This is a genomic window from Mesorhizobium sp. ISC11 (assembly GCF_037162595.1).
Classification (GTDB): domain Bacteria; phylum Pseudomonadota; class Alphaproteobacteria; order Rhizobiales; family Rhizobiaceae; genus Mesorhizobium; species Mesorhizobium ciceri.
This window is the reverse complement of the sequence record NZ_JAVSPW010000001.1, coordinates 1,133,240-1,157,210: the sequence shown is the minus strand read 5'-3', so window position 1 is coordinate 1,157,210 and position 23,971 is coordinate 1,133,240. Positions and strand designations below refer to the sequence as shown.

The 23,971-nt window shown below is 62.8% G+C and carries 20 protein-coding genes; 4 read left to right on the top strand and 16 right to left on the bottom strand.

The features are described 5' to 3' along the window. Window positions 1-161 precede the first annotated feature (161 nt). The 12 genes from RPF88_RS05800 to RPF88_RS05745 form a co-directional block, all read right to left on the bottom strand. A complete protein-coding gene (locus RPF88_RS05800; protein WP_013531300.1) occupies window positions 162-821 on the bottom strand; it encodes a protein-L-isoaspartate(D-aspartate) O-methyltransferase in 660 nt (219 codons plus the stop codon). Continuing rightward, the gene (gene surE, locus RPF88_RS05795) at window positions 818-1,576 is read right to left on the bottom strand and encodes a 5'/3'-nucleotidase SurE (RefSeq protein ID WP_063172319.1); all 759 of its coding nucleotides are present in this window, start codon (window positions 1,574-1,576) and stop codon (window positions 818-820) included. Before surE ends, RPF88_RS05800 begins: the two co-directional genes overlap by 4 nt. Next, complete coding sequence (serS, locus tag RPF88_RS05790) at window positions 1,576-2,880, bottom strand: serine--tRNA ligase (RefSeq protein WP_224675328.1); 1,305 nt, start codon at window positions 2,878-2,880, stop codon at window positions 1,576-1,578. The genes surE and serS overlap by 1 nt, the downstream gene beginning before the upstream one ends. Before the next feature lie 346 nt (window positions 2,881-3,226). Next, window positions 3,227-4,093 (bottom strand): twin-arginine translocase subunit TatC, encoded by an 867-nt coding sequence (gene tatC, locus RPF88_RS05785; protein ID WP_013531297.1) that lies wholly within the window; start codon window positions 4,091-4,093, stop codon window positions 3,227-3,229. Next, window positions 4,090-4,890, bottom strand: coding sequence for a Sec-independent protein translocase protein TatB (tatB, locus tag RPF88_RS05780; RefSeq protein WP_337121923.1), 801 nt, complete (start codon window positions 4,888-4,890; stop codon window positions 4,090-4,092). The genes tatC and tatB overlap by 4 nt, the downstream gene beginning before the upstream one ends. A gap of 30 nt (window positions 4,891-4,920) precedes the next feature. Next, entirely contained in the window at window positions 4,921-5,142 is a 222-nt protein-coding gene (locus RPF88_RS05775; RefSeq protein ID WP_013531295.1) for a twin-arginine translocase TatA/TatE family subunit, read from the bottom strand. A gap of 170 nt (window positions 5,143-5,312) precedes the next feature. Further along, window positions 5,313-6,080, bottom strand: a complete 768-nt coding sequence (gene scpB / locus RPF88_RS05770; RefSeq protein WP_027160430.1) for an SMC-Scp complex subunit ScpB — start codon at window positions 6,078-6,080, stop codon at window positions 5,313-5,315. Further along, on the bottom strand, window positions 6,077-6,877 hold the full coding sequence (locus RPF88_RS05765) for a segregation and condensation protein A (RefSeq protein ID WP_013531293.1): 801 nt from the start codon (window positions 6,875-6,877) through the stop codon (window positions 6,077-6,079). The genes scpB and RPF88_RS05765 overlap by 4 nt, the downstream gene beginning before the upstream one ends. A gap of 61 nt (window positions 6,878-6,938) precedes the next feature. After that, window positions 6,939-7,958 (bottom strand): beta-N-acetylhexosaminidase, encoded by a 1,020-nt coding sequence (gene nagZ / locus RPF88_RS05760; protein WP_013531292.1) that lies wholly within the window; start codon window positions 7,956-7,958, stop codon window positions 6,939-6,941. Window positions 7,959-8,091: 133 nt separating this feature from the next. Beyond that, complete coding sequence (locus RPF88_RS05755) at window positions 8,092-11,439, bottom strand: SPOR domain-containing protein (protein WP_337121919.1); 3,348 nt, start codon at window positions 11,437-11,439, stop codon at window positions 8,092-8,094. 103 nt (window positions 11,440-11,542) lie between these two features. Then, the gene (argS, locus tag RPF88_RS05750) at window positions 11,543-13,300 is read right to left on the bottom strand and encodes an arginine--tRNA ligase (RefSeq protein WP_013531290.1); all 1,758 of its coding nucleotides are present in this window, start codon (window positions 13,298-13,300) and stop codon (window positions 11,543-11,545) included. A 75-nt stretch (window positions 13,301-13,375) separates the two neighbouring features. Continuing rightward, the gene (locus RPF88_RS05745; protein WP_013531289.1) at window positions 13,376-14,590 is read right to left on the bottom strand and encodes a deoxyguanosinetriphosphate triphosphohydrolase; all 1,215 of its coding nucleotides are present in this window, start codon (window positions 14,588-14,590) and stop codon (window positions 13,376-13,378) included. Window positions 14,591-14,680: 90 nt separating this feature from the next. Between RPF88_RS05745 and erpA the strand changes: the two genes are divergently transcribed. The 4 genes from erpA to RPF88_RS05725 all read left to right on the top strand — a co-directional run bounded on the left by erpA (window position 14,681) and on the right by RPF88_RS05725 (window position 16,627). Next, complete coding sequence (gene erpA / locus RPF88_RS05740; protein WP_013531288.1) at window positions 14,681-15,028, top strand: iron-sulfur cluster insertion protein ErpA; 348 nt, start codon at window positions 14,681-14,683, stop codon at window positions 15,026-15,028. A gap of 1 nt (window position 15,029) precedes the next feature. Next, complete coding sequence (locus tag RPF88_RS05735; protein WP_013531287.1) at window positions 15,030-15,425, top strand: VOC family protein; 396 nt, start codon at window positions 15,030-15,032, stop codon at window positions 15,423-15,425. Between the two features lie 17 nt (window positions 15,426-15,442). Next, window positions 15,443-16,237, top strand: coding sequence for an exodeoxyribonuclease III (gene xth, locus RPF88_RS05730; RefSeq protein WP_013531286.1), 795 nt, complete (start codon window positions 15,443-15,445; stop codon window positions 16,235-16,237). A 135-nt stretch (window positions 16,238-16,372) separates the two neighbouring features. Then, window positions 16,373-16,627, top strand: a complete 255-nt coding sequence (locus tag RPF88_RS05725) for a hypothetical protein (RefSeq protein WP_244506831.1) — start codon at window positions 16,373-16,375, stop codon at window positions 16,625-16,627. A gap of 50 nt (window positions 16,628-16,677) precedes the next feature. Here the strand turns inward: RPF88_RS05725 and RPF88_RS05720 are convergent, their stop codons facing one another. The 4 genes from RPF88_RS05720 to RPF88_RS05705 all read right to left on the bottom strand — a co-directional run bounded on the left by RPF88_RS05720 (window position 16,678) and on the right by RPF88_RS05705 (window position 23,897). Further along, window positions 16,678-17,517 carry a tetratricopeptide repeat protein gene (locus RPF88_RS05720; protein ID WP_013531284.1) on the bottom strand — a complete coding sequence of 280 codons (840 nt, stop codon included), beginning with the start codon at window positions 17,515-17,517 and terminating at the stop codon, window positions 16,678-16,680. Continuing rightward, window positions 17,504-19,228: a dihydroxy-acid dehydratase gene (gene ilvD / locus RPF88_RS05715; protein WP_024503842.1), complete on the bottom strand. Its 1,725-nt coding sequence runs from the start codon at window positions 19,226-19,228 to the stop codon at window positions 17,504-17,506. Before ilvD ends, RPF88_RS05720 begins: the two co-directional genes overlap by 14 nt. Before the next feature lie 306 nt (window positions 19,229-19,534). Continuing rightward, window positions 19,535-20,755 (bottom strand): OmpP1/FadL family transporter, encoded by a 1,221-nt coding sequence (locus RPF88_RS05710; RefSeq protein WP_013531282.1) that lies wholly within the window; start codon window positions 20,753-20,755, stop codon window positions 19,535-19,537. Window positions 20,756-21,113: 358 nt separating this feature from the next. Continuing rightward, on the bottom strand, window positions 21,114-23,897 hold the full coding sequence (locus RPF88_RS05705; RefSeq protein ID WP_127385213.1) for a valine--tRNA ligase: 2,784 nt from the start codon (window positions 23,895-23,897) through the stop codon (window positions 21,114-21,116). Window positions 23,898-23,971: the final 74 nt, after the last annotated feature.

Here is a 23,971-nt window from a genome sequence, read left to right as displayed (position 1 = left end):
TAGGCATGATTAAAGCGCGTTAATGTTACTCGACGGTTAACCTCATGGAATCCGACGCAATTTTTCTTAAAATATTAGACAGCGAGCCGTGCGGAGATTTCGGGTCAGGCCAGCCGGGGTCGAAGACGGGCGCACGACGCGGCCGAACATCGACATCCGCGCTAGATAACAGCGGCGACACCGCGCAGGATCGGCTGCAGGCGAACGAGCCCGATGTCTTCGCGCTCGAAGCGGCTGCCGACCTTGGTCAGCTTGGCCAGCACCTGTTCGCCCTCTTCGGGGCCGATCGGAGCGATGACGATACCGCCGCTCGACAACTGGTCGAGCAGGAAACGCGGCAGGCTGTCGAAGGCGGCCCAGGCGACGATGCGGTCAAATGGCCCTTCATTCGGCAGCCCGCCGGAACCATCGGCGTGGCGCACGATCACATTGCCGATGCCGAGCGCCTCGAAGCGCTGCCGCGCCTGCTCGGCGAGCGTCTTGTAGCGATCGGTGGTGATGACCCGAGCGGCCAGCCGCGACATCACCGCCGAGGTGTAGCCCGAGCCGGTGCCGATCTCGAGCACGCGGTTGCCCTGCTCGATGGTGAGTGCGGCGATCACCGCCGCCTGCATGTCGGCGCCTTCGATCGCCTCGCCGCATTCGATCGGCAGCATGCGGTCCGACCAGGCGATCTGATGGAACTGGGCCGCCAGGAAGCCGCGCCGCGGCGTCGCCTCGAAGGCCGCGATCAGCGCCTTCGGCACAGTCCCCCGGCCGCGCAGACGCAGCAGAAAGGCGGCAAAACCTTCGCGGTCGTCGATCGGGAGGCCCTGGTTCATGCGAGCGCCTTGCTCAGTTGGTCACGGATTTCATGGGCGGTAAGGTCGAGCTGCAGCGGCGTCACCGACACCAGCCGGTTGCGCAAGGCGTAGAGGTCGGTGCCTTGCTTGCCTTCGACCGGCTCGCGGCCGAAACGCAGCCAGTAGTAAGGCAGGCCGCGCCCGTCACGGCGCTCGTCGACCCACAGGGAGTGCACGAGCTTGCCCTGCGAGGTGACCACCGTGCCTGCGACTTCCTCGGGCGTGCAGTTGGGAAAATTGACGTTGAGCAGCACGCCGTCCGGCAATGGCGTCGCGATAAGTTTCTTCAGCAGCGCCGGCGCCAGCGCCTCCGTCGTCTCGTAGGGCACGACGCGATCTTCGCCGACATAGCTGTACCCCTGGCTGAGCGCGATCGAGCGAATGCCGAGCAGCGCGCCCTCCATGGCGCCGGCGACGGTGCCGGAATAGGTGACATCGTCGGCGATGTTGGCGCCCGAATTGATGCCGGACAGGATCAGGTCGGGTGCGCCAGGCAGGATCTTCTTGACGCCCATGATGACGCAATCGGTCGGCGTGCCGCGCACGGCAAAATGCTTCTCGCCAATCTTGCGCAGCCGCAGCGGCTCCGAGATCGACAGCGAATGCGCATAGCCGGACTGGTCCTGCTCGGGCGCCACCACCCAGACATCGTCGGACAGCGTACGTGCGACGCGTTCGAGCGACGCCAGGCCCTCGGCATGAATGCCGTCGTCATTGGTCAGGAGGATACGCATTATTTCGCTTCGATCTTTTCCAGACCGCCCATGTAAGGCCGCAGCACTTCAGGAATGGTTACGCTGCCATCCTCATTCTGGTAGTTTTCGATGACGGCGATGAGCGCGCGGCCAACGGCTGTGCCCGAGCCGTTGAGCGTGTGGACGAAGCGGTTGCCCTTGCCGTCCCTGTCCTTGTAGCGGGCGTCCATGCGGCGTGCCTGGAAATCGCCGCACACCGAGCAGGACGAGATCTCGCGATAGGCGTTCTGGCCGGGCAGCCAGACCTCGATGTCATAGGTCTTGCGTGCGCCAAAACCCATGTCGCCGGTGCACAGCGTCATGGTGCGGAACGGCAGGCCGAGCCGCTTCAGCACTTCCTCGGCGCATTGCGTCATCCGCTCATGCTCGGCAAGTGACGATTCCTGATCGGTGATCGACACCAGCTCGACCTTGTAGAACTGATGCTGGCGCAGCATGCCGCGCGTGTCGCGCCCGGCCGAGCCCGCTTCCGAACGGAAGCACGGTGTCAGCGCGGTGTAGCGCAGCGGCAGTTTTTCATGCGCGGTGATTTCCTCACGCACAAGGTTGGTGAGTGGGACCTCGGCGGTGGGAATCAGGCCAAGCCTGCCCTCCCCGTGCGGCGTGAAGAACAGATCTTCCTCGAACTTCGGCAATTGGTTGGTGCCGAACAAAACATCGTCCTTGACCATCAACGGCGGGATCACTTCTTCGTAGCCGTGTTCGGTCGTATGCAGGTCCAGCATGAACTGGCCGAGAGCGCGTTCCATCCGCGCCAGTCCGTTTTTCAGCACCGTAAAGCGCGAGCCCGACAGCTTTGCCGCGCGCTCGAAATCCATCATGCCGAGCGCTTCGCCGATCTCGAAGTGCTCCTTCACCCAGTTCGGCCGCGTCGGTACCTTGCCGACGATGTGCTTGACGACATTGTCGTGCTCGTCCTTGCCGACAGGCACGTCGTCGAACGGTACGTTGGGCAGCACCGCCAGCGCATCGTTCAGCGCCTTGTCGAGCTCGCGTTCGCGCGCCTCGCCGTTCTGGATGAAGACCTTGATCTCGCCGACTTCGGCTTTCAGCGTCTCGGCCAGGGCAGCATCGCCCGAACGCATGGCGTTGCCGATCTCTTTCGACGCGGCATTGCGGCGCTCCTGCTTGGTCTGTAGCTCGGTAACGTGTTCGCGCCGCGCCTCGTCCGAGGCGATCAGCCCGCCGACCGTGGACTGCGCCTCGTCAGCCGACCACGAGCGCTTCACCAGCGCCTCGACAAGGGCCTTCGGGTTGTCGCGAATCCATTTGATGTCAAGCATGGTTTGAACGCTCCGGGGTAGCATGTCGCCCAAAGTGCGCAGCGGTTTGGGACAACGACATCCTTCAAACAAAACTGAAACGCATCGCTTTCAGTGCGATGCGTTTTCAGCCAGAGGGCGTAAACCGCATCCTCGATCGATGCAAGATGGGGCATGGGGAACGCAAGCATGCGATCACGCTTTGACGCGCTTTCGGCTGAGGGCGGAGGAGAGCCTGAAATGAAAAACCCGCCTCTACGGCGGGTCGCTGGCGCAAGTCGGCACCATACCGAGAATGATAGCATAGCTGCCCTCACCAGGTCAAGAAAAAATTCCTATCGAGGCTGGCCAGACGCGGCGGCGCCGTTCAGGTGGAGGACGCGTCCGCCGGCTTCTTCTCGGCGACCTCTTCCGCCGCGTCCTGCTTCTCGCGTGCCACGCGCTGCTTTTCCTGATCGCGCTCGATCAGCCGGGCAGCCCAGATGGAGACCTCGTACAGAAGGATGGTCGGAATGGCGAGGCCGATCTGGCTCATCGGATCGGGCGGCGTCAGCACCGCCGCGACGACGAAGGCGATGACGATCGCCCATTTGCGCTTCTCGGCCAGCCCCTTGGACGACAGCATGCCGACGCGTGTCATCAGGCTGGTCACCACCGGCAGTTGGAACACCAGGCCGAAGGAGAAGATCAGCGTCATGATCAGGCTGAGATATTCCGACACCTTTGGCAGCAGCGAAATCTGCACCTGATCGTCGGTGCCGGCCTGCTGCATGGCGAGGAAGAACCACATCACCATCGGCGTGAAGAAGAAATAGACCAGCGACGCACCCATCAGGAACAGGATTGGCGACGCGATCAGGAACGGCAGGAAGGCGTTGCGCTCGTTCTTGTAGAGGCCGGGCGCGATGAATTTGTAGATCTGCGTGGCGATCAGCGGAAAGGCGATCACCATGCCGCCGAACATGGCGAGCTTGACCTGCGTGAAGAAGAATTCCTGCGGCGCCGTGTAGATCAGCTCGACCTTGTGCGGATCGAGGCCCGCCCACTGCGTCGCCCATTTGAACGGGACGACCAGAAGGTTGAACAGCTTCTTGGCGAAGAAGAAACAGACCAGGAAGGCAACGAAGAAACCGCCCAGCGACCAGATCAGCCGCCGGCGCAGCTCGATCAGATGCTCCATCAGCGGCGCCGACGATTTCTCGATCTCGTCCTTTTCGGTGTCCGAAACGCTCACTTGGCGGCTCCAGCCGTCTTCTTGGCCGCCGGCTTCTTGGCCGCAGCAGGTTTCGGTTCGATTTTCGCCCCCGTCTTGGTCGCTACGGTCTTGGACGCGGTCACCTTGGCCGCAGCGGGCGTCTTGGCCCTGGGCGTTTCAGGCATTGCCGCCGTCACCGGCTTCGCTGGCACCTTGGGCGCAGGCGTGGCCTTAGCGGTGACCGTTTTTGCAGGAGCTTTAGCGCCATTTGCCGAAGCCTTTATAGCCGGCGTCGCCCTTGACGGTGCAGGCTTGGCTGCCTTCTTCGCCGTGGACGCCTTCGGCGCCACGACGGGTGTCGTCGGCACTGATGACGTCACCACCGATTCGTCGGTCATCGCCGGGAAAATCGGCGCTGCCGGCGCTGCTTCCGGTCCGTTGACGCCGGGCATGGTCGTTGCACCGTTCTTCAGCGGCTCGGCCGCCTGCGGGGTCGAAGCGGCTGGCGTTGCCGGATCGGCTGCCGGCTTCGGCTTCATCGCCGCGTCGACGCCGGAGCGAACGTCGGCCGCGGCCTGTTCGAACGGATTGAGCTGCTTCCTGATCTCGGCCATCGGGCTCATGCCCCTGAGCTCGTCGACGGACTTCTTGACGTCGTCGAGCTCGGCTTCCTTCAGCGCCTCGTTGAACTGTTTCTGGAAATCGGATGCCATGGCGCGCAGCTTCGCCGTCGTGCGGCCGAAGGTGCGCAGCATATTGGGCAAATCCTTGGGCCCGACGACCACGATCATGACGATCGCGATGACCAGCATTTCGGTCCAGCCGACTTCAAACATGACACTCTGTTCCGACTAGAACCTTTGGGCTCAGCTCTTGCTGGCCTTTTCCTTCGCGGCCGCAACGGTCTCGTCGGCACGATGTTCGACGGTGCGCTTGTCTTCGGCAACGTCGTCGTCGGCCATGCCCTTCTTGAAGCTCTTGATGCCCTTGGCCATGTCGCCCATCAGCTCGGGAATCTTGCCGCGGCCGAACACCAAAAGCACGATCACCAGCACGATCATCCAGTGCCAAATCGAAAATGAACCCATAGCAAATCTCTCTCGAATGTTTTCCCTGGCGATGATCTATGCGTTTTCGCGTTGGGATTCAAACACAACTGCGACAGAGTTTATGAAAGGGTGGCGGATGTCACGCATTTTCGACGCGGCGGCCCCGCTACGAATCCGCGCATCCTCGACAGATCGGCCGCCAATGCCAGTCAATCTTCCGTGACGCGCGGCGTCAGCAGGCCGAGTTCCTCGAGATCGATATCGGTGAGCGCATCCTCGTCGTCGGTCAATGCATCGGGATCGGCCGGCGGCTGCGGAATGGAGAAATTCGACGGCATGCGGCCCGAAAGCAGGCCGGCCCCCTTCAGTTCCTCCATGCCGGGAAGATCGCGGATCTCTTCCAGCGCGAAATGATCGAGGAAGGTCTCCGTGGTGCCGTAGGTAACCGGGCGTCCGGGTGTCTTTCGCCGGCCGCGCATGCGCACCCATTCCGTTTCCAGCAGCGTGTCGAGCGTGCCCTTCGAGGTTTCGACGCCGCGGATGTCCTCGATCTCGGCACGCGTCACCGGCTGGTGATAGGCAATGATCGCCAGCACTTCGAGAGCCGCGCGGGAGAGCTTCCTTTGCTGGACGGTATCCCTGCTCATCAGGAAAGCCAGGTCGCCGGCGGTGCGGAACGCCCAGGCATCGCCGACACGCACCAGATTGACGCCGCGCCGCGCATAGATCTGCTGCAGTTCGGCCATGGCCAGGGCGATGTTGATGCCGTCCGGCAGGCGTGCCGCAAGCTGCTTTTCGCTGACGGGTTCGGCGCTGGCGAACACGATCGCCTCGGCCATGCGCACAGCCTCGGCCAGATGCAGTCGCTCGGCCGGGTTTTGTAGCTGCTGCTCGGCCGGATCCTGGGAAAGCGGGCCCTCGTCGGGTTCATCGCCGATCTTGAACGGGACAACCGAAGCGTTGGCGCGTTCGCTCATGATGCCACCTCGACTGCCTTGATTGTCTGCGTTCGGCCGCGCAGGTAGATCGGCGCGAACGTCTGATCCTGCCGCACATCCATCTTGCCTTCGCGCACCAGTTCCAGCGTGGCAGCGAACGAGCTCGCGATCGCCGTGCGCCGCTCCTCGGGACTGGTCATGTACGCGATCAGAAAACTTTCCATCGTCGTCCAGTCGCTCACGGCTCCCACAAGGCGGGTCAGGATGTCGCGCGCGTCCTTGAGCGACCAGACACCGCGCCTGGCGATGGTCACATTGTTGATCGCCTGCTTCTGGCGCTGCTGGGCATAGGCGGTCAAGAGATCGTAGAGCGAGGCAGAATAGGCGTTGCGCTTTTCGATGATGACCATTTCCGGCATGCCGCGCGCGAACACGTCGCGGCCGAGCCGGTTGCGGTTGACCAGACGCGCCGAGGCGTCGCGCATGGCTTCCAGCCGCTTCAGTCGGAACTGCAGCACCGCCGCCAGTTCCTCGCCGCTTTCGCCCTCGTCGCCTGGCTGCTTGGGGATCAGGAGCTTGGACTTGAGGAAGGCCAGCCATGCCGCCATCACCAGATAGTCGGCGGCAAGCTCCAGCCTGAGCGCCCTCGCCGTCTCGACAAAGGTCAGATATTGCTCGACCAGCGCCAGGATCGAAATACGCGCCAGATCGACTTTCTGGGTGCGGGCAAGATGCAGCAGAAGATCGAGCGGACCTTCGAAGCCGGCCACGTCGACGACCAGCGACGGGTCGCCGGTGACGCGTGAATCGTCATTTTCGGCCCACAGACGGTCCATCGGTGCGGCCTTCGCGGCCTTGCTTTCCAATGTCTCCGCCACTGCCTGTCACTTTCCCTTGCTATGCCACCGCATCGAAGTAGGTGGCGAATTCGGCGCGTATTTCGGTTTCTTCGACCGTGTCACGGTCCTTTATATAGGTCAGCGCCCGCTTGGCGCGCTCCAGCGACGTGCCCTCAAGCCCAGTGGTGCGCGATGCGATGCCGGCCATCTCCTCGAAAACGCCGTTGCAGTGAAGGACCAGATCGCAGCCCGCCGCAAGGATCGAGGCCGCCTTTGTCGGGAAATCCCCAGAAAGTGCCTTCATCGATGTGTCGTCGCTCATCAGCAGTCCGTCGAAGCCGATTTCGCGCCGGATGATCTCGTCGATGACCTTGCCGGAGGTGGTCGCCGGATTGTTAGGGTCGATCGCGCTGTAGACGACATGCGCAGTCATCGCCATCGGCAGATGGCTAAGCTCCTTGAACGGGGCGAAATCATGCCGCTGCAGATCACTGAGCGAGGCATTGACCACTGGCAGTTCAAAATGCGTGTCGGCAAAGGCACGTCCATGGCCCGGAATATGCTTCATGACCGGCAGCACGCCGCCCGATATCAGCCCTTCCGCGGCTGCGCGGCCGAGCTCGATCACGGGTCGCGGGTCCTTGCCGTAGGCACGCGCGCCGATGACATCGCTGGCGCCTTCGATCGGCACGTCGAGCACCGGCAGGCAATCGGCTGTGATGCCGTAGCGTAACAGGTCGAAAGCATGCAGCCGCGCCATCAGCCAGGCCGCGCGGGCGCCGGCATCATGATCGTCGCGCCACAGCGCGCCCAGCGCGCCGCCGGCGGGATAATTCGGCGCCAGCGGCGGCCGCAAGCGCTGCACACGGCCGCCTTCCTGATCGATGAACACCAGCGCGTCCGGACGCCCTATGCAGTCTCGCATCTCGGCGACCAGATCGCGGATCTGTTCAGTCTCGCCGATGTTGCGTGCAAACAGGATGAAGGCCCACGGGCATTCATTGCGATAGAAATTGATTTCTTCGCGGGTGAGCGATTTCCCGGCGCAGCCGAGGATCATGGATTTTGATTCGGTCATGTCGGCAGTTTAGGGCTTTGTGCGATCAAAGGGAATCGCCAGGGATTCATCCAGGGCAACGCCGGATCTGCTTTCCCCATGAAAAAAGCCGGCGCGGTGGACCGCGCCGGCTTTCAATCGGTTGACTCCGGCTTTAGCGCGAGACGAAGCAGTTGCCGCCGGCTGCCTTGTAGCTGGTGCACAAATTGATCGCGTCATTGCGTGACTGGGCCGGAACGCGCACGCGGTAGAACGTGCCTTTGCCGGCGATCTCGGCCTTGACGATGTTGGCGGTACGCCCGGCAAGCACGCTGCCATAGCGGCGCTGCAGATCCTGATAGCTGGACTGGGCGCTTTCGACGGTCGGCTGCGAGGCGATCTGCATCGACCACGAGCCACCGCCGGCCGCGGTCGATGCCGGATCGATGGACGCAACCTGATCGGGCTTGACCTCGCCGACGACATCGACCGGCTGGTCGGACGGACGCTGCGGCGCGAGCGGAACCTTTGCCGGCGTGTTGGCCGATTGGGCCTTGGCCTCGGCCTTCGGCTTGGCCACCGGCTTGAGGGCCGGCTCGTCGTCCGCCTGGGCGGCGGCAGGCGCCACGGTACCGGTCTGGTCGGCATCGGCTTGCGCCGCCGGGGCGACATGCTGCGGCGCCGGATCGACCGGCTCGGTAGCGGCCACTTGCGGAGCGGCGGGCGCCGCCGGATCTTCACGCGGCACCAGCGAACCGTCCGACTTGACCACCATAGTCCTCACCTTGCGCGGTGCAATGGCGACGACATCGGCATTTGTACCCTTGTCTGCATCCTGCAGCACCTGCGCGATGCGGTCCTCGGACTTGGGAGCTGGCGCCGTATTGTCGGCCAAAGCAGCGCCGGCCATCGGCGCGGCATTGCCGACATCGGTTCCAGCGCCGGCTGCATTCTGGTCCGGCGAAAGATCGATAGCGCGGGCCGGGTCCTTCGCCTGCACGTCCACCGGCTCTTCGGTGTTGGTGACCAGCTTTTCCTGGACCGGCTCGGCGGGCTTGGCGCCCCTGACCGCGTCGTAGACCTTGTTGTCCTGGTTGGGCACCACGGCGCCGCCCGGATTCTCCGGCTTGACCTTGATCGGCGCGTTGTCGGCCTTGACGATGACGGGCGCTTCGCTGCCGCCCTTGCCGCCAAAGGACAGCGCAAAGGCACCGAGACCGCCCGCGACCGCGACCGCGCCGACAATCGCGGCGATGAACAGGCCGCGTCCGCGCGACGGCCTTGCGGCCTCACGCTCGCCGAGACCCGGAACAGCCATCTCCTCGTCGAGTTCGGGATCGTAGTCGAGTTCATCGACGGTGAAATCATCGGCTTGGGAAGCCGGCTGGCTCCCCGGCAGGTTGTCGAGGTCGTAGCCCGAGGCGTCGGCATAACCCGTGGGCGGCGCCGCGCGGGCAGACATTTCCATCGGCCGCGCCGCATAGGTTCGCGCTTCCGGCTCATAGCCCGACTTGACCCCGTCATAGCCCGGCTTGACCCCGTCATAGCCCGGCTTGAGGCTGTCATAGCCCGGCTTGAAGCCCGCGGCATAGGAGCCATCATCGTAAGATGCGCCGGCCGCGTTGCCTGTGGGAGCGGCAGCGACCTCCACCGCGTTCATCTCGGAGAGAAGGCTGGAGAACTCGGCATCGAGATCGTCATAGCCAGGCGACGCCGGCTGGTCTTCCTCGAAGTGCAGTTCGGGGATATCGAGATCGTCCGCCAGCGCCACGACACGCTCGGGCACATCGACCGTCTCGACATCGGGCATGTCTTCGTAACGCGCCGGCTGGCGCGATTGCGGCGCCGATACTGGGGCAGCGGGAGCCAAGGTTTCGACCGGCTCGGACGAACCATAGGACGTCGTGGCGGCGACTGCCGGCGCTGCGGCCATGGATGATGCCACCGAAGCGGCCGGCTGAGCGCTAAACGTAGGCTGCGTGATGAATGACGGCTGCTGCGGAACCGGCGTCACGCGGCTCCACGAACGCGTCGGCTCTGTCGGTTGGGAACGCTCCGCAAGCCAATCGAAAGAATCCGCCGAATTGTCCCGGGGAGCGGCTTCGTCACGCGGATCAAGGCCCTGGGCCAAAGCCGCGTCCAACGCATCATCGTCGAAATCGACATCGCCAATGGTGTCCGAGTTCGGATCCTGGAGTTCATCAAGCATAAGATCGTCAATATCCGCGTCGGCCGCTTGGGCCGTGCCAACATGTCGATTCTGCTCAGGCGTGGTTTCGTCAAGATCCCAGTCGAGGTCGCCGACAAGGTCGGCCGGTTCCTCGGCAGGCTGGGCAACAGGCGGCGGGGCAGCGACAGCGGGCTGAGCCGTGACCGACTCGCTGGCCACCGGCGCCGTGCGGGAAGTCATGGCGCCCAGCAGCGCATTCAACTCGTCTTCCAGGCTCCGTTCGTCCGCAATCGGGGCGTGCACCGCCGGCGCGACATTGGCTTCTGGCGCCGCCGGCTGGACCGTAGCGGCAGCAACTTCGGCGACCGGCTCTTCGACCGTTTCGGCGAACGAATCGTCAAAGTTCAGGTCGAAGGCATCGTCCGACAGGCCTTCAGGGTTGGAAATCTCGCTTGTTGAGTCCGCAGCATCGGCAAGCACTTCATGCGCTTCCGGCTCGTCGAAGGCGATCGGCTCATCCGCGCGAACGTCGAAATCCATGTCGACATCGGCCATGGCATCGTCGAGGCCAGCAAAGCTCTCGTCGGAGATTGCCTGGCCGTCAAGCGCCGCCGCCTGCTCCGGCATGGCATGCTCGAGGGGATCTGCGGCCATGAATGACTGTTCCGCCGCCGAATGGTCGTCGAGCATCAGCTCGTCTTCAAGCGACATTGCCACCGCATCGTCGAATTCGTCATCGGAGGCAACCGGCTCGACAGAAGCGGGCGTATCGGCAACGCTGTACAGGGCCTCTTCGGCTTCCTCATCGATCCGAAGGTCCTGGTCGAGCGAGGCGGCAAGCTCGTCCGCCATCGACTGATCGTCCTCGAATGGGGACACGTCCTCGAGCGAACCGGCGACGGCATCGCCAATGTCGGACGCGAAAGCGGGCTCGACGGACGGCACGGCTTCAGCGGCGACCGCATGGCTGGCGCCGGCGACGTGGTCGTCGATCTCAGCCATGTCCAGTTCGAAATCGTCGTCGAGCGACACCGAAAGCTCGTCGTCCATCGCGCTGGCGTCAGCCGCTTCGAATGCCGGCTCATGCACGAAAGTCGGCTCATGAGCCTGAACAACCGGAGCGGCGTCGCTGTCGTCAGCGCCGAACTCGCCCATCATTTCTTTCTCGAGATCGATATCGAAATCGCCCTCTTCGAGCCCGTGATCGGCGGCTGGGGCCTGCGGCTGGGCGGGCGATTGCGGCCTGACCGGCTGGCGCGGGTCGAATCCCATGATCCTGGTCAGTTCCGCGAACGGATCATCCTCAGCGATGTCGTTGTTGTCGGCTACTCTCAGCTGGGTTCTGTCTGCCATTATTGTTCCCGAACTCGCACTCATTCGGACGCCATGGACGTCGCGTAGGGTTGGCCCTTACCAGCGCAATGTGGGCAAAAGGTGACAGGTTATTTAGTCAAACCTAACGCATTTCAGTGGGCGCGGCGGCCCCGATCAACGTCAGGCCGGACGTCAAAACGTCCGAAACAGCCTGCACCAGCCCTAGTCTGGCATGCGTCAATTGTCGGTCGTTAACCTTAACAAAACGTAAGTCCGGATTATCCGTGCCACGGTTCCAGTGCCCGTGGAAGCTGGAAGCCAGATCATAGAGGTAAAATGCCAGCCGATGCGGCTCGAGCGCAAGGGCGGCGGACTCGATCAGCCGCGGGTATTCGGCAAGCTTGCGGATCAGGCCGATCTCGCCCTCGTCGGTCAGCAATGCCGCGGCCGACGCCAGGCTGTTGCGGTCGAAATTGGCTTCGCCCAGTTGCTCGCTCGCCTGCCGGAACACCGAATGACAGCGCGCCGAGGCGTACTGGACATAGAACACCGGATTGTCCTTGGACTGCTCGGTCACCTTGGCGAAATCGAAATCCAGCGGCGCATCGTTCTTGCGATAGAGCATCATGAAGCGGATCGCGTCGCGGCCCACCTCCTCCACCACTTCGCGCAGCGTCACGAAATCGCCCGACCGCTTCGACATGCGCACCGGTTCGCCCTCGCGAAACAGCTTGACCAGATTGCACAGCAGCACGGTGAGCTTGACCTCTTCGCCGGCAATCGCCCGCGCCAGGGCTTCCAGCCGCTTGACGTAGCCGCCATGGTCGGCGCCGAGCACATAGATCAGGTCGACGAAGCCGCGATCGACCTTGTCCTTGAGATAGGCAACGTCGGCGGCGAAATAGGTGAATGAGCCGTCCGACTTGACCAGCGCCCGGTCCATGTCGTCGCCGACCGCGGTCGAGCGGAACAGCGTCTGCTCGCGGTCCTCCCAATCGTCGGGTTTCTCGCCCTTGGGCGGCGGCAGCTTGCCCTTGTAGATATGGCCCTTCAGCGTCAGATCGTTGATCGCGGAGCGGATCTTCCTGGCATTGTCGGCGTGCAGCGTGCGCTCGGAGAAGAACACGTCGTGATGCACGTTGAGCATCGCCAGGTCCTCGCGGATCATCGCCATCATCGCATCGATGGTGCGATCCTTGACGATGGCGAGCGCCTCGTCATCGGGCATCTGCAGCAGCGAGCGGCCGAATTCCGCGACCAGCGCCTGGCCGACAGGCACCAGGTAGTCGCCCGGATAAAGCCCGGCCGGAATCTCGCCGATGTCGTCACCCAGCGCTTCGCGGTAACGCAGGAATGCGGAACGGCCGAGCACGTCGATCTGCGAGCCGGCGTCGTTGATGACGTATTCCTTGGTCACGTCGTAACCGGCGAAGGCCATCAGATTGGCAAGTGCGTCGCCGACGACAGCACCCCGGCAATGGCCGACATGCATCGGTCCGGTCGGATTGGCCGAGACATATTCGACATTGGTCTTCCTGCCGCCGCCAACCGTCGAGCGGCCATAGTTGCGGCCCTCGCCGAGCAGTGCGGTCAGATGTGTCTGCCAGAAGCCGTCCTTCAGCCTGAGATTGACGAAACCGGGGCCGGCCACCTCTGTTGCCGCGACATCCTTGTCGTCGCGCAGCGCCTGCGCCAGTCTTTCGGCCAGCGCGCGCGGGTTCTGGCCGGTCGGCTTGGCCAGCACCATTGCCGCATTGGTCGCCAGGTCGCCATGGCTGGCGTCGCGCGGCGGCTCAACGGCAATGCGCGACAGGTCAGGCGAAATGCCGTCTTTGTCTTTCAGATCAAGCGCTTCGACGGCTTTTATGATTCGCGCGGTGAAATCGGCGAAGATGTTCATTTGTGTGACTCTGGGGTCTGGCTCTGGCGGCTTTGCAGCGAATCCGGCTCGTTGGCCGGCAAAATCGAGCCCGCCCTAGCCCAATTCAGGCGTATGGTCAAACAAACGCCGGTGTTCCTTGAGCGCGTAGGTGTCGGTCATACCCGCCAGGAAGTCGGCGACGCTGCGCGCCTTGATGCGATCATCGGCCCGATCCAGCCCCTCGCGCCAGCCATCCGGCATGGCGCGCGGATCGGCGAAATAGGCGTCGAACAGATCCTTGACGATCTGCTCGGCATCCGCGCGCACCCGCATAACCTCCGCGTGCCGGTAGAGGTGCTTGTACAGAAAGGCCTTCAGTTCCTTCTCCAGGGCAGCCATTTCGGCCGAGAAAACCACCATCGTCTCGCCAGCTGCCCTCACTGCATCGGCGCTCGGCGGCCTGATGCGATCGAGATTGGCGGTCGTCGACCTGATCACGTCTTCGACCATGGCCGTTATCTGCCGCCGCATCAGTTCGTGGCCGGTGCGCACGGCATCGAGGGAGGGATAGCGTTCGCGCACGCCTTTCAGGATCGTTCCCGGCAGCGAAACCGTCTCCAGCATGTCCAGCGTCAAGAGCCCTGCCCTCAACCCGTCGTCGATGTCATGCGTGTTGTAGGCGATATCGTCGGCGATCGCCGCGCATTGCGCCTCGATGCCGGCGAACCGGTCGAGTTCGAGATCGTGCAGTTGCGAATAATCACGGATCGCCTGTGGCACCGGCCCTTTCAGACCCTTGCCGTTGGCATCCGTCAGCGGCCCATTGTGCTTGACCAGGCCTTCCAGCGTTTCCCAGGTCAGGTTGAGCCCGTCGAACTCGGCGTAGCGCGCCTCCAGCCTTGTCACGATGCGCAGCGATTGCGCGTTGTGGTCGAAGCCGCCCCAGGCGGCCATCTTCTCGTTGAGCGCATCCTCGCCGGTGTGGCCGAAGGGCGTGTGGCCGAAATCATGCACCAGCGCCACCGCCTCGGCCAGATCCTCGTCGCCGCGCAGCGCCCGTGCCAGGGCGCGCGCTATCTGCGCCACTTCGATCGAATGGGTCAGCCGGGTGCGATAGTGGTCGCCTTCATGGGCGATGAAGACCTGCGTCTTGTGCTTCAGCCGCCGGAAGGCCGTCGAATGGATGATACGGTCACGGTCCCGCTGGAATGGCGTGCGGGTCGGGCTCTCCACCTCGTCGAACAGCCGTCCGCGCGAGTTTGCCGGATCGCAGGCATAGGCGGCGCGTGGCCGATAGCCGAATCCGATGTCGCCCAACTCACTGGTCATGGCTGATGCTGCCGCGTTTGACTTAGCCAGGTTGACTTGGCCCCTCGCGCTTCATACCTATCATGTGAAACCGAAAGCAAGGTGACGCCCATGGGCGCTGATGCCAAGACTGCCATGAAAGTCGATATGACCGAGGCCGCCGCCAAGCGGATCGCCAGGATTGTCTCGAACGAAGCCGGCAAGACGGCGCTGCGCGTTTCGGTCGAAGGCGGCGGCTGCTCGGGCTTTTCCTACAAGTTCGATCTGGTCGATACGCGCAACGACGACGACGTAGCCATCGAGAAGGACGGCGCCACCGTGCTGATCGACGATTTGTCGCTGGTCTATATGGGCGGCTCTGTGATCGATTTCGTCGACGATCTGATGGGCCAGTCGTTCCAGATCCGCAATCCGAACGCCGTCGCCTCCTGCGGCTGCGGCACGAGTTTCTCCATATAGAATGCCTGCCATCGGTGCGGTCCGTCAGATCGCGCTGTCGGCTGGCCGTGACCTCGACGTGACGCTGGCTTTCTGGCGCGACGTGCTCGGCATGGCCGTCCATGCACGCTTCGATCCGCCGGGCATCGCCTTCATCATGGCCGGAGAAATCAGGCTGCTGTTCACCGACGGCGTACCGGCCGGAACCGTCTATCTCGACATATCGGGCCTTGATCAGTTCCATGCCTCGGCTGCTGCCGCCGGCGTGCCCTTCACCGCGCCGCCAACGCTTGTCCATCGCGATACGGACGGCCAGTTCGGTCCAGCGGGGGAAAGCGAATGGATGGCCTTCCTAAAGGACCCGGCTGGCAATACGATCGGCCTCGTCGAACGCCATCCGCCGCAAGAGCCCAACTGAACAGCATCGAGACCGCCATGAAAATCGTCACCTGGAACATCAACGGTGTCCGCGCCCGCATCGGCAACCTGACCCATTGGCTGACCGAGAGCGCACCCGACATCGTCTGCCTGCAGGAGATCAAGACGGTCGACGAGCAGTTCCCGCGCGCCGAGATCGAGGCGCTTGGCTACAATGTCGAAACCCATGGCCAAAAGGGTTTCAACGGCGTCGCGCTGTTGTCGAAGCTGCGCTTCGACGAGGTAATCAGGGGCCTGCCCGGCGACGATGCCGATGAACAGGCGCGTTTCATCGAAGGCGTGTTCTCAACCGACAAGGGCGCCTTGCGTGTCGCCTCGCTCTATCTGCCGAACGGCAATCCGATCGATGACGAGAAGAAGTTTCCTTACAAGCTGTCCTGGATGGCGCGGCTTGAGCGCTGGGCCGAAGAACGGCTGAGACTTGAGGAGGCTCTGGTGCTCGCCGGCGACTACAACGTCATTCCCGAGCCGATCGACGCGCGGTTTCCGGAGAACTGGCTGGGCGACGCCCTGTTCCAGCCGCAGACGCGACAGGCCTTCCGTCGGCTGCTCAATCTTGGTTTCACCGAGGCGGTGCGCGCGGTCACCGACGCGCGCGACACCTATACGTTCTGGGACTATCAGGCCGGCGCTTGGCAGAAGAACAACGGCATCCGTATCGACCACCTGCTTTTGTCGCCGGAAGCCGCCAACCGATTCTCATCGGCCTCTATCGAAAAGCATGTGCGCGCTTGGGAAAAACCGTCCGACCATGTCCCGGTGGCGATCGATCTCGCGCTTCAGCCGGCTTGAGAGAACCCTCGCCGGGCCCGTCTGCGCTGAACCCTCATATCGCCACATTTCGCGCCGTTCATTGCAGACCAGCATGGCGGCTGGGGTTCCATGAGCACACGATTTCATCTTTGTCCCATTGGCCTGGCATTTGCCATGGCCGTTCCTGGTACGGCATTTGCCGACCAGGAATGCCTGGCCAATGGAAAATCCTACCAGATCGGTCAGGTCGCCTGCCTGACGGTGGCCGAGCAGAGCCATCTGGCCCGCTGCGATATGGTGCTCAACAACACCTCGTGGACGAAGATCGGGGATAGCTGCCCGGAAAACACGCTGGCGCCACACCCCCATGTCACGCCGATCTCGACGCCGGCGCCCAGCATGGTGCCGACGGAGCCGATCGCGAACTGAGCCAATCTCCCGCTTCGTGGGGGAGATCGGCAGTTCAGCCGCCAGCAAAACTACTGGTCCGCGTTGTTGCCCTTGGTGAGGATATCATCGGCCAGCGAGATGGCGGTGCGACGGTCGGCCTCGCCGGCGGTGGCAAATGCCTCTTCCTGCATGCCGCGGATCCAGGGCTGGTCAGCCGGCGAAGCGCGTTCGAGCGCTGCCGTCATCATCGCCAGGCCGCGAACGATCTTGCCGCTCTGGAACAACAGATGGCCCAGCGTCGCCTGGGCGCCGGCATGGCCTTTCTCGGCGGCGAGTTGGAACCAGCGCCCGGCCTGCTTGACACTGGCCTTCACCCCGCCCTCGCCCTTCAGGAACATCTGCCCCATCTCGAACTGTGCGTTCGGGTTACGGTAGTTGGCAGCCGCGCGCATGTAGTATTCCTGGGCCGCCACCTCGTTCTCGGTGACCGGGCTGCCGGGAATGCCCGTGCGCAAATAGTCGCCAAGCGCCACCAGCGCATCGGAGACATAGCTTTCCTCAGGCGAGCCGGGCTCGACATCCTGGTCGACGATCTCGGAGAAGAACTTGAACGCCTCATAGTCGTCGCGCGCCACGCCGTCGCCCTCGGCATACATGCGGGCAAGCTTCCAGGTGGCGCCGATCTGGCCGTTTTCGGCGGCGTATTTGTAGGCCTCGGCAGCCTGCTCCTTGTGGCCATTCTTGTAGGCGGAGAAGCCGAACTGGAAGACCGCCCAGGGGCTCGATTGCGGCTTCACCCCGGTCTTGTCGTCGAACACCTTGTCGTCGAAGGCCATGGCCTGGCCGACGGCGCCAAAGGTCGCGCCAAACGTGGCGGCCACGACCAGTGCCGAAAAGACAGATGACCTCAACAACTCAGATGTCCGCATAACAGTGTGTTTCTTTCGCACCGCCCGGATGGGTCACCGCGCCATCGCGCGCCGGCCCTACCGTCTGTGCATATTTCCATATCGCGCCCGACTGATAATCGGTCGCGCGCGCCTTCCATGTCTTTGCCCTCGCCGCCAGTTCGCTATCGGACAACGCCACATCGATCGTGCCGTTCACCGCGTCGATCGAGATCACGTCACCATCCCTGAGCAGTCCGATCGGGCCACCCACGGCTGCTTCGGGGCCGACATGGCCGATGCAGAAACCGCGCGTCGCGCCCGAGAAGCGCCCGTCGGTGATCAGCGCCACCTTGCCGCCCATGCCCTGGCCGTAAAGTGCTGCCGTCGTCGACAACATTTCGCGCATGCCGGGGCCGCCGCGCGGTCCTTCGTAGCGAATGACGAGAACCTCGCCTTCCCTGTAGTTACGATGCGTCACCGCCTCGAAACATTCCTCTTCCGAATCGAAGCAGCGGGCCGGACCGGAGAATTTCAACTCCGCCATGCCGGCGACCTTCACGATCGCGCCTTCGGGGGCCAGGTTTCCCTTCAAGCCCACGACACCGCCGGTTTGGGTAATGGGTCTGTTGGCCGGGCGGACCACATCCTGATGCTCATTCCAGACAACGTGCTGCATGTTTTCGGCCAAAGTGCGGCCAGTCACCGTCATGCAATCGCCATGCAGATAGCCGTGGTCGAGCAGGGTCTTCATCAGCAGCGGAATGCCGCCGGCCTCGAACATGTCCTTGGCGACATATTTGCCGCCCGGCTTGAGGTCGGCGATGTAAGGCGTCTTCTCGAAGATCTTGGCCACGTCGAACAGGTCGAACTTGATGCCGGCCTCGTGCGCGATCGCCGGCAGATGCAGTGCCGCGTTGGTCGAACCGCCGGTGGCCGAGACCACGGTCGCCGCATTCTCCAGCGCCTTCAGCGTGACGATGTCGCGCGGCCGGATATTTCTGGCGATCAGCTCCATGATCTTTTCGCCCGAGGCGAAATTGAACCGGTCGCGCATTTCATAGGGCGCCGGCGCGCCGCAGGAATAGGGCAGTGCCAGGCCGATCGCCTCGGCGACGGTCGCCATGGTGTTGGCAGTGAACTGGGCGCCGCAGGAACCGGCCGAGGGACACGCGACCTGCTCGATCTCAAGCAGTTCGTCATCGCTGATCGTGCCGACTGAGTGCTGGCCGACCGCCTCGAAAACATCCTGCACGGTGATCTGGCGGCCGCGATAGCTGCCGGGCAGGATCGAACCGCCATAGATGAAGATCGACGGCACGTTGAGCCGCACCATGGCCATCATCATGCCGGGCAGCGACTTGTCGCAGCCGGCGAGCCCAACCAGCGCGTCGTAGCAATGGCCGCGCATGGTGAGCTCGACCGAATCGGCGATGACCTCGCGCGACACCAGCGACGACTTCATGCCCTGGTGACCCATGGCGATGCCATCGGTGACGGTGATGGTGCAGAATTCGCGCGGCGTGCCGCTGGCGGCCGCGACGCCCTTCTTGACCACCTGCGCCTGGCGCATCAGCGAAATGTTGCAGGGCGCCGCCTCGTTCCAGCAGGAGGCGACCCCGACCAGCGGCTGCGCAATCTCGGCCGCCGACAAACCCATGGCATAGAGATAGGAACGATGCGGCGCACGCGCCGGACCGACGGTCACATAGCGGCTAGGGAGCTTAGCCTTGGAGATGACTTTGGCGTCCATACTCTTCCTTGCCCCATCTTCCCTGCAAATGGGGCGGAGCGGCCTGCCCCCTCGCCGAGCCTTTTGGCGCGTGTCCCGAGACAAGATCGAGGTGCGCCGGGTTTATGGCGGGAAATGGGCAATTTCCTCAGCCCGGCTTCCAGCGCAGGGGTTGTTCAGAAAGTGTTGCCAAAACGCCACAATAGCAGGAGGGCGGCAACAGCGCGGCTTATGTGCACGCGGCCTATATGAATGGCGCACGGGCAAGAGCCGCCCAAATGAAAAAGGCCGGGTATTGCCCGGCCTTTTTGTAAAATTCTCAACAGGTTAGAACTTGATCTTGATACCGCCGGAAAATGCCGTGACCAGATCGTTGCCAAAATCGTAGGTGGCATCGTCACCAATAATTTTTCCGTTCTCGCCAATCACTATGCCGGAATGACCACTGGTGAGCACACCGACTGCACCGGCCAGGCGAACCTCAATGTTGGGCTTCGGCGTATAAGCGACGCCGCCACCCAGCGTCCAGGTGTCGGTCTGCGCGCCGAAGCCATGCGAGGTGCCGCGATCCCAAGTCAACTGACCGGCTCCACTCCACTGATCGTTGAACTTGTGGCCGATACCACCTGATACGGTCCAGCCATCACGATACATCAGGTCAAGGGAGGTTGCCTCTGCCGGGCCGTTGGTGAAACAAAGTGAGGACGGAGCCCCCACCGGGCAGATGGGAACGCTCTGCAGCAAACTCCAGTTCACCCACTTGATCGAACCGAAGGCAAGCCAGCCGGGAGCGATACCCGACTGCAACTTCAGCTCCACGGAATCAGGCATGTACTGTGTTGATCCGTAAATATCGGTAACGCCTCTGCCAATACTGGTGAGGTCGAGCGCACCCGAGATATTGTCGAGCTTGACTTTCGAATTGTAGACAAGGCTCGCGCGCAACGCGATGTCGGGGATTTCATAAGCGACGCCTGCGCGCCAACCCCAGCCACTGGCCTCGAGATCGACACGGCCTGTCAATGCTGGGAGGACGTTTACCAAGCTTTCTTTGAATCCCGAGATGTCTTGGTAAAACAGCCCGCCGATAAAACGAAGTTGGCCCTTGCCCGCATCAAATTTATAAGAGCATGTACCAGCGTAGTTGTTGCTCTTGATATCGGTTTCCGTATTGGAAAGCGCACCATTCCACATGCCAGGTGCGGTATGCGCGCCCCAGGGCTGCGAATAATCGACCATACAATCCACGCCTTGCACGACCTGGACCTTCATTCCCACGCGCGGAACCCAATAGCCCTCGGCTCCGTCGGCCGAGGTGCCCAAGCCGAGATCGGCTCCGCCTGGACCGCGCGCATTCTCGTACTTGCGGTCCGGCATCACATAGGTCGCTTCCGCTTCGGTCGCGAACGGAGCCGGATCGAACAGCAGATCGATATCGTAGCCGCCACGCTCCAGGCCGCCGGCATGTGCCGGATTCATCGCCGTCCCGATCAAAGCCAGCGAAAAGCAGCCCGCCCCCAGCAGCGCCTTCAGTCGCAGAATAGTCATGAAATGTCCTCCCCCGAATTCGAGTGCACCAAGCTAGAACCAATTCAGGTTAACGGTGCAACAACGAATTCGCGGGCGTACATGTACACACTGGCCAGCCGCATTTTCGAGGAAATGCAACCGGGTGCGGCAAGGCCGAAAATGGTCTGTGAAAGCTGAGCGGCTCTCAAAAAACAGGGAGAACCATCCAAAAAGGCTCGAAAACAGGCCTTTTTTGGGGTCCGGGAGCCCCATTGTTACATTATGGCAACAATGGGGCTAAAACTTCCGTTTACGTCAATATTAACGCAACGGAATGCTGATTTTCGAGGCGGAAAACCAGCATTTTAGAGGGGTCTAAAGTCTCGCGAATCTATCCTCAACCGGCGTCGCGAACCCTGGCCAACGCGACCGACAGCTTGTCCTGTGCATCGCGGTATTCGGCGAGCTTTTCACGCTCGGCATCGACGATCTCGGCCGGCGCGCTGGCCACGAACCTCTCGTTCGACAGTTTCTTGTGCAGGCGCGCGATCTCCTCGGTCACCTTGGCCAGTTCCTTCTGCAACCGTGCAGCCTCGGCGGCGAGGTCGATCAGGCTGCCAAGCGGCAGGCAGATCGTCGCCTCGTTGAGCACGATCTGCGCCGAACCCTTGGGCGCGATATCGGCAAGCGAGATGTCGCCGACCCGCGCCAGCCGCTTGATCGCCGACTCCTCGCGAACGAGGCGCTCGCGTGTCACATCGTTGGCGCCGACCACGACGAGCGGTGCGATGGCTGCCGGCGGCACGTTCATCTCCGAACGCACGGAGCGGATGCCGGAGACGAGGTCGACCAGCCAATTGATGTCGGCTGCAGCCTCGGCGTCTTCGAAGTCCGGTGACGGCCACGTGGCATGGCACAGCAGCGAGGGGCGTTGCTTGCCTTCGCCAGCGGTCTGCGCCCACAGTTCCTCGGTCATGAACGGCATCATCGGATGCAGCAGCTTGTAGATCTCGTCGAGCACGAAGGCGACGCAGGCTCGGCTTTCGGCTTTGGCCGCCTCGTCGGTGCCCATGAACACCGGCTTCAGCAGTTCCAGGTACCAGTCGCAGAACAGGTTCCAGACGAAGCGGTAGGCGGCGCCCGCCGCCTCGTTGAAGCGGTATGAGGTGATGCCGTCGGTGATCTCGCGCGCCGCCCGCGTCAGCTCGGTGAGGATCCAGCGGTTGACCGCCAGCTTGGCGTCGTTGAGCCAGAAATCGTCATTGCGCGCGACCTCGTTCATCTCGGCAAAACGCGTCGCGTTCCACAGCTTGGTGCCGAAATTGCGATAGCCGGCGATGCGCGCCGGATCGAGCTTCACGTCGCGGCCCTGCGCCGCCATCACCGTCAGCGTGAAGCGCAGCGCATCGGCGCCGTATTCGTCGATCAGGTCGAGCGGATCGATGACGTTGCCTTTCGACTTCGACATCTTGGCGCCGTTCTTGTCGCGCACCAGCGCATGGACATAGACGGTGTGGAACGGCTCCTCGTCCATGAAGTGCAGGCCCATCATCATCATGCGGGCGACCCAGAAGAAGATGATGTCGAAGCCTGTCACCAGCACGTCGGTCTGGTAGTAGGTCTTCAGCTCGGGAGTCTCATCGGGCCAACCCAGCGTCGAGAACGGCCACAGCGCCGACGAGAACCAGGTGTCCAGCACGTCCTCGTCGCGGGTCAGGATCTCGCCCGGCTTGAAGTTCTCCAGCTTGTCCTCGACCCAGGCCTTCCACGGTCCTTCCAGCGCCAGATAGAATTCGATCGCGGCGCTCAGCGCCTCTTCCTCGGTCTTCTCGACGAAGACGCGCCCGTCGGGCCCGTACCAGGCCGGAATCTGATGACCCCACCAGAGCTGGCGCGAGATGCACCAGGGCTGGATGTTCTCCATCCAGTCGAAATAGGTCTTTTCCCAGTTCTTCGGCACGAAGTTCGTGCGACCTTCGCGCACTGAAGCGATCGCCGGTTTGGCCAGTTCCGCCGCATTGGCATACCATTGCTCGGTCAGGAATGGCTCGATCGGCACCCCGCCGCGATCGCCATGCGGCACCGCGTGGCGATGCGGCTCGACCTTTTCGAGGAAGCCGCCCTCTTCCATCAGCTCGACGATCTTCTTACGCGCGACGAAGCGATCGAGGCCGTCGAGTTCGTCCCAGACCGCCTGGCGCTCCGGCGTCACCTCGAGGCCGGCGAGAAAATCTTCATTGTCCCTGAGGCTTACCGCCGCCTCCGTGGTCAGGATATTGATCGCCGGCAGCTTGTGGCGCCTGCCGACCTCGAAATCGTTGAAGTCGTGCGCCGGCGTGATCTTGACCGCGCCCGAACCTTTTTCCGGATCGGAATACTCATCCGCCACCACGGGAATCCTGCGGCCAACGATCGGCAGGACGATGTTCTTGCCGACCAGATGCCGGAAGCGCTCGTCGTCGGGATGCACCGCGACGGCCGTATCGCCCAGCATCGTCTCCGGGCGCGTCGTCGCCACGGTGATGAAGGTTTTCGGGTTTTCCGGGTCGAAGACCTTGCCTTCGACGGGGTAGCGGAAGTGCCAGAGATTGCCATTGACCTCCTGCTGCTCGACCTCGAGATCGGAGATCGCGGTGAGCAGCTTGGGGTCCCAGTTCACAAGACGCTTGTCCTTGTAGATCAGCCCTTCCTTGTAGAGCGTGACGAACACTTCGAGCACCGCCTTGGACAGGCCTTCGTCCATGGTGAAGCGTTCGCGTGACCAGTCGGCCGAGGCGCCGAGCCGCTTCAACTGGTTGAAGATGGCACCGCCGGATTCGGCCTTCCACTCCCACACTTTCTCGATGAACTGTTCGCGGGTCAGGTCGCGGCGATGGATCTGCTTTTCCATCAGCTGCCGCTCGACCACCATCTGCGTGGCAATGCCGGCATGGTCCATGCCCGGCTGCCACAGGACGTTCTTGCCGCGCATGCGCTCGAAGCGCACCAATATATCCTGCAGCGTGTTGTTGAGCGCGTGTCCCATATGCAGCGAGCCGGTGACGTTCGGCGGCGGGATGACGATGGTGAAGGCCTCCGCCCCCTCCTCGGCCCCGGCACCGGCGCGAAACGCGTCGGCCTCTTCCCAGACTTTGGCGATCTTCGGCTCGACGGTTTTGGCGTCGTAGGTCTTTTCAAGCATGGGAAAATGGTCCGCGCTGTCGGGAGTTTTGCTGGTCCGGTGTAAATCGGAAGGTTTTGGCCAAGTCAACCGCA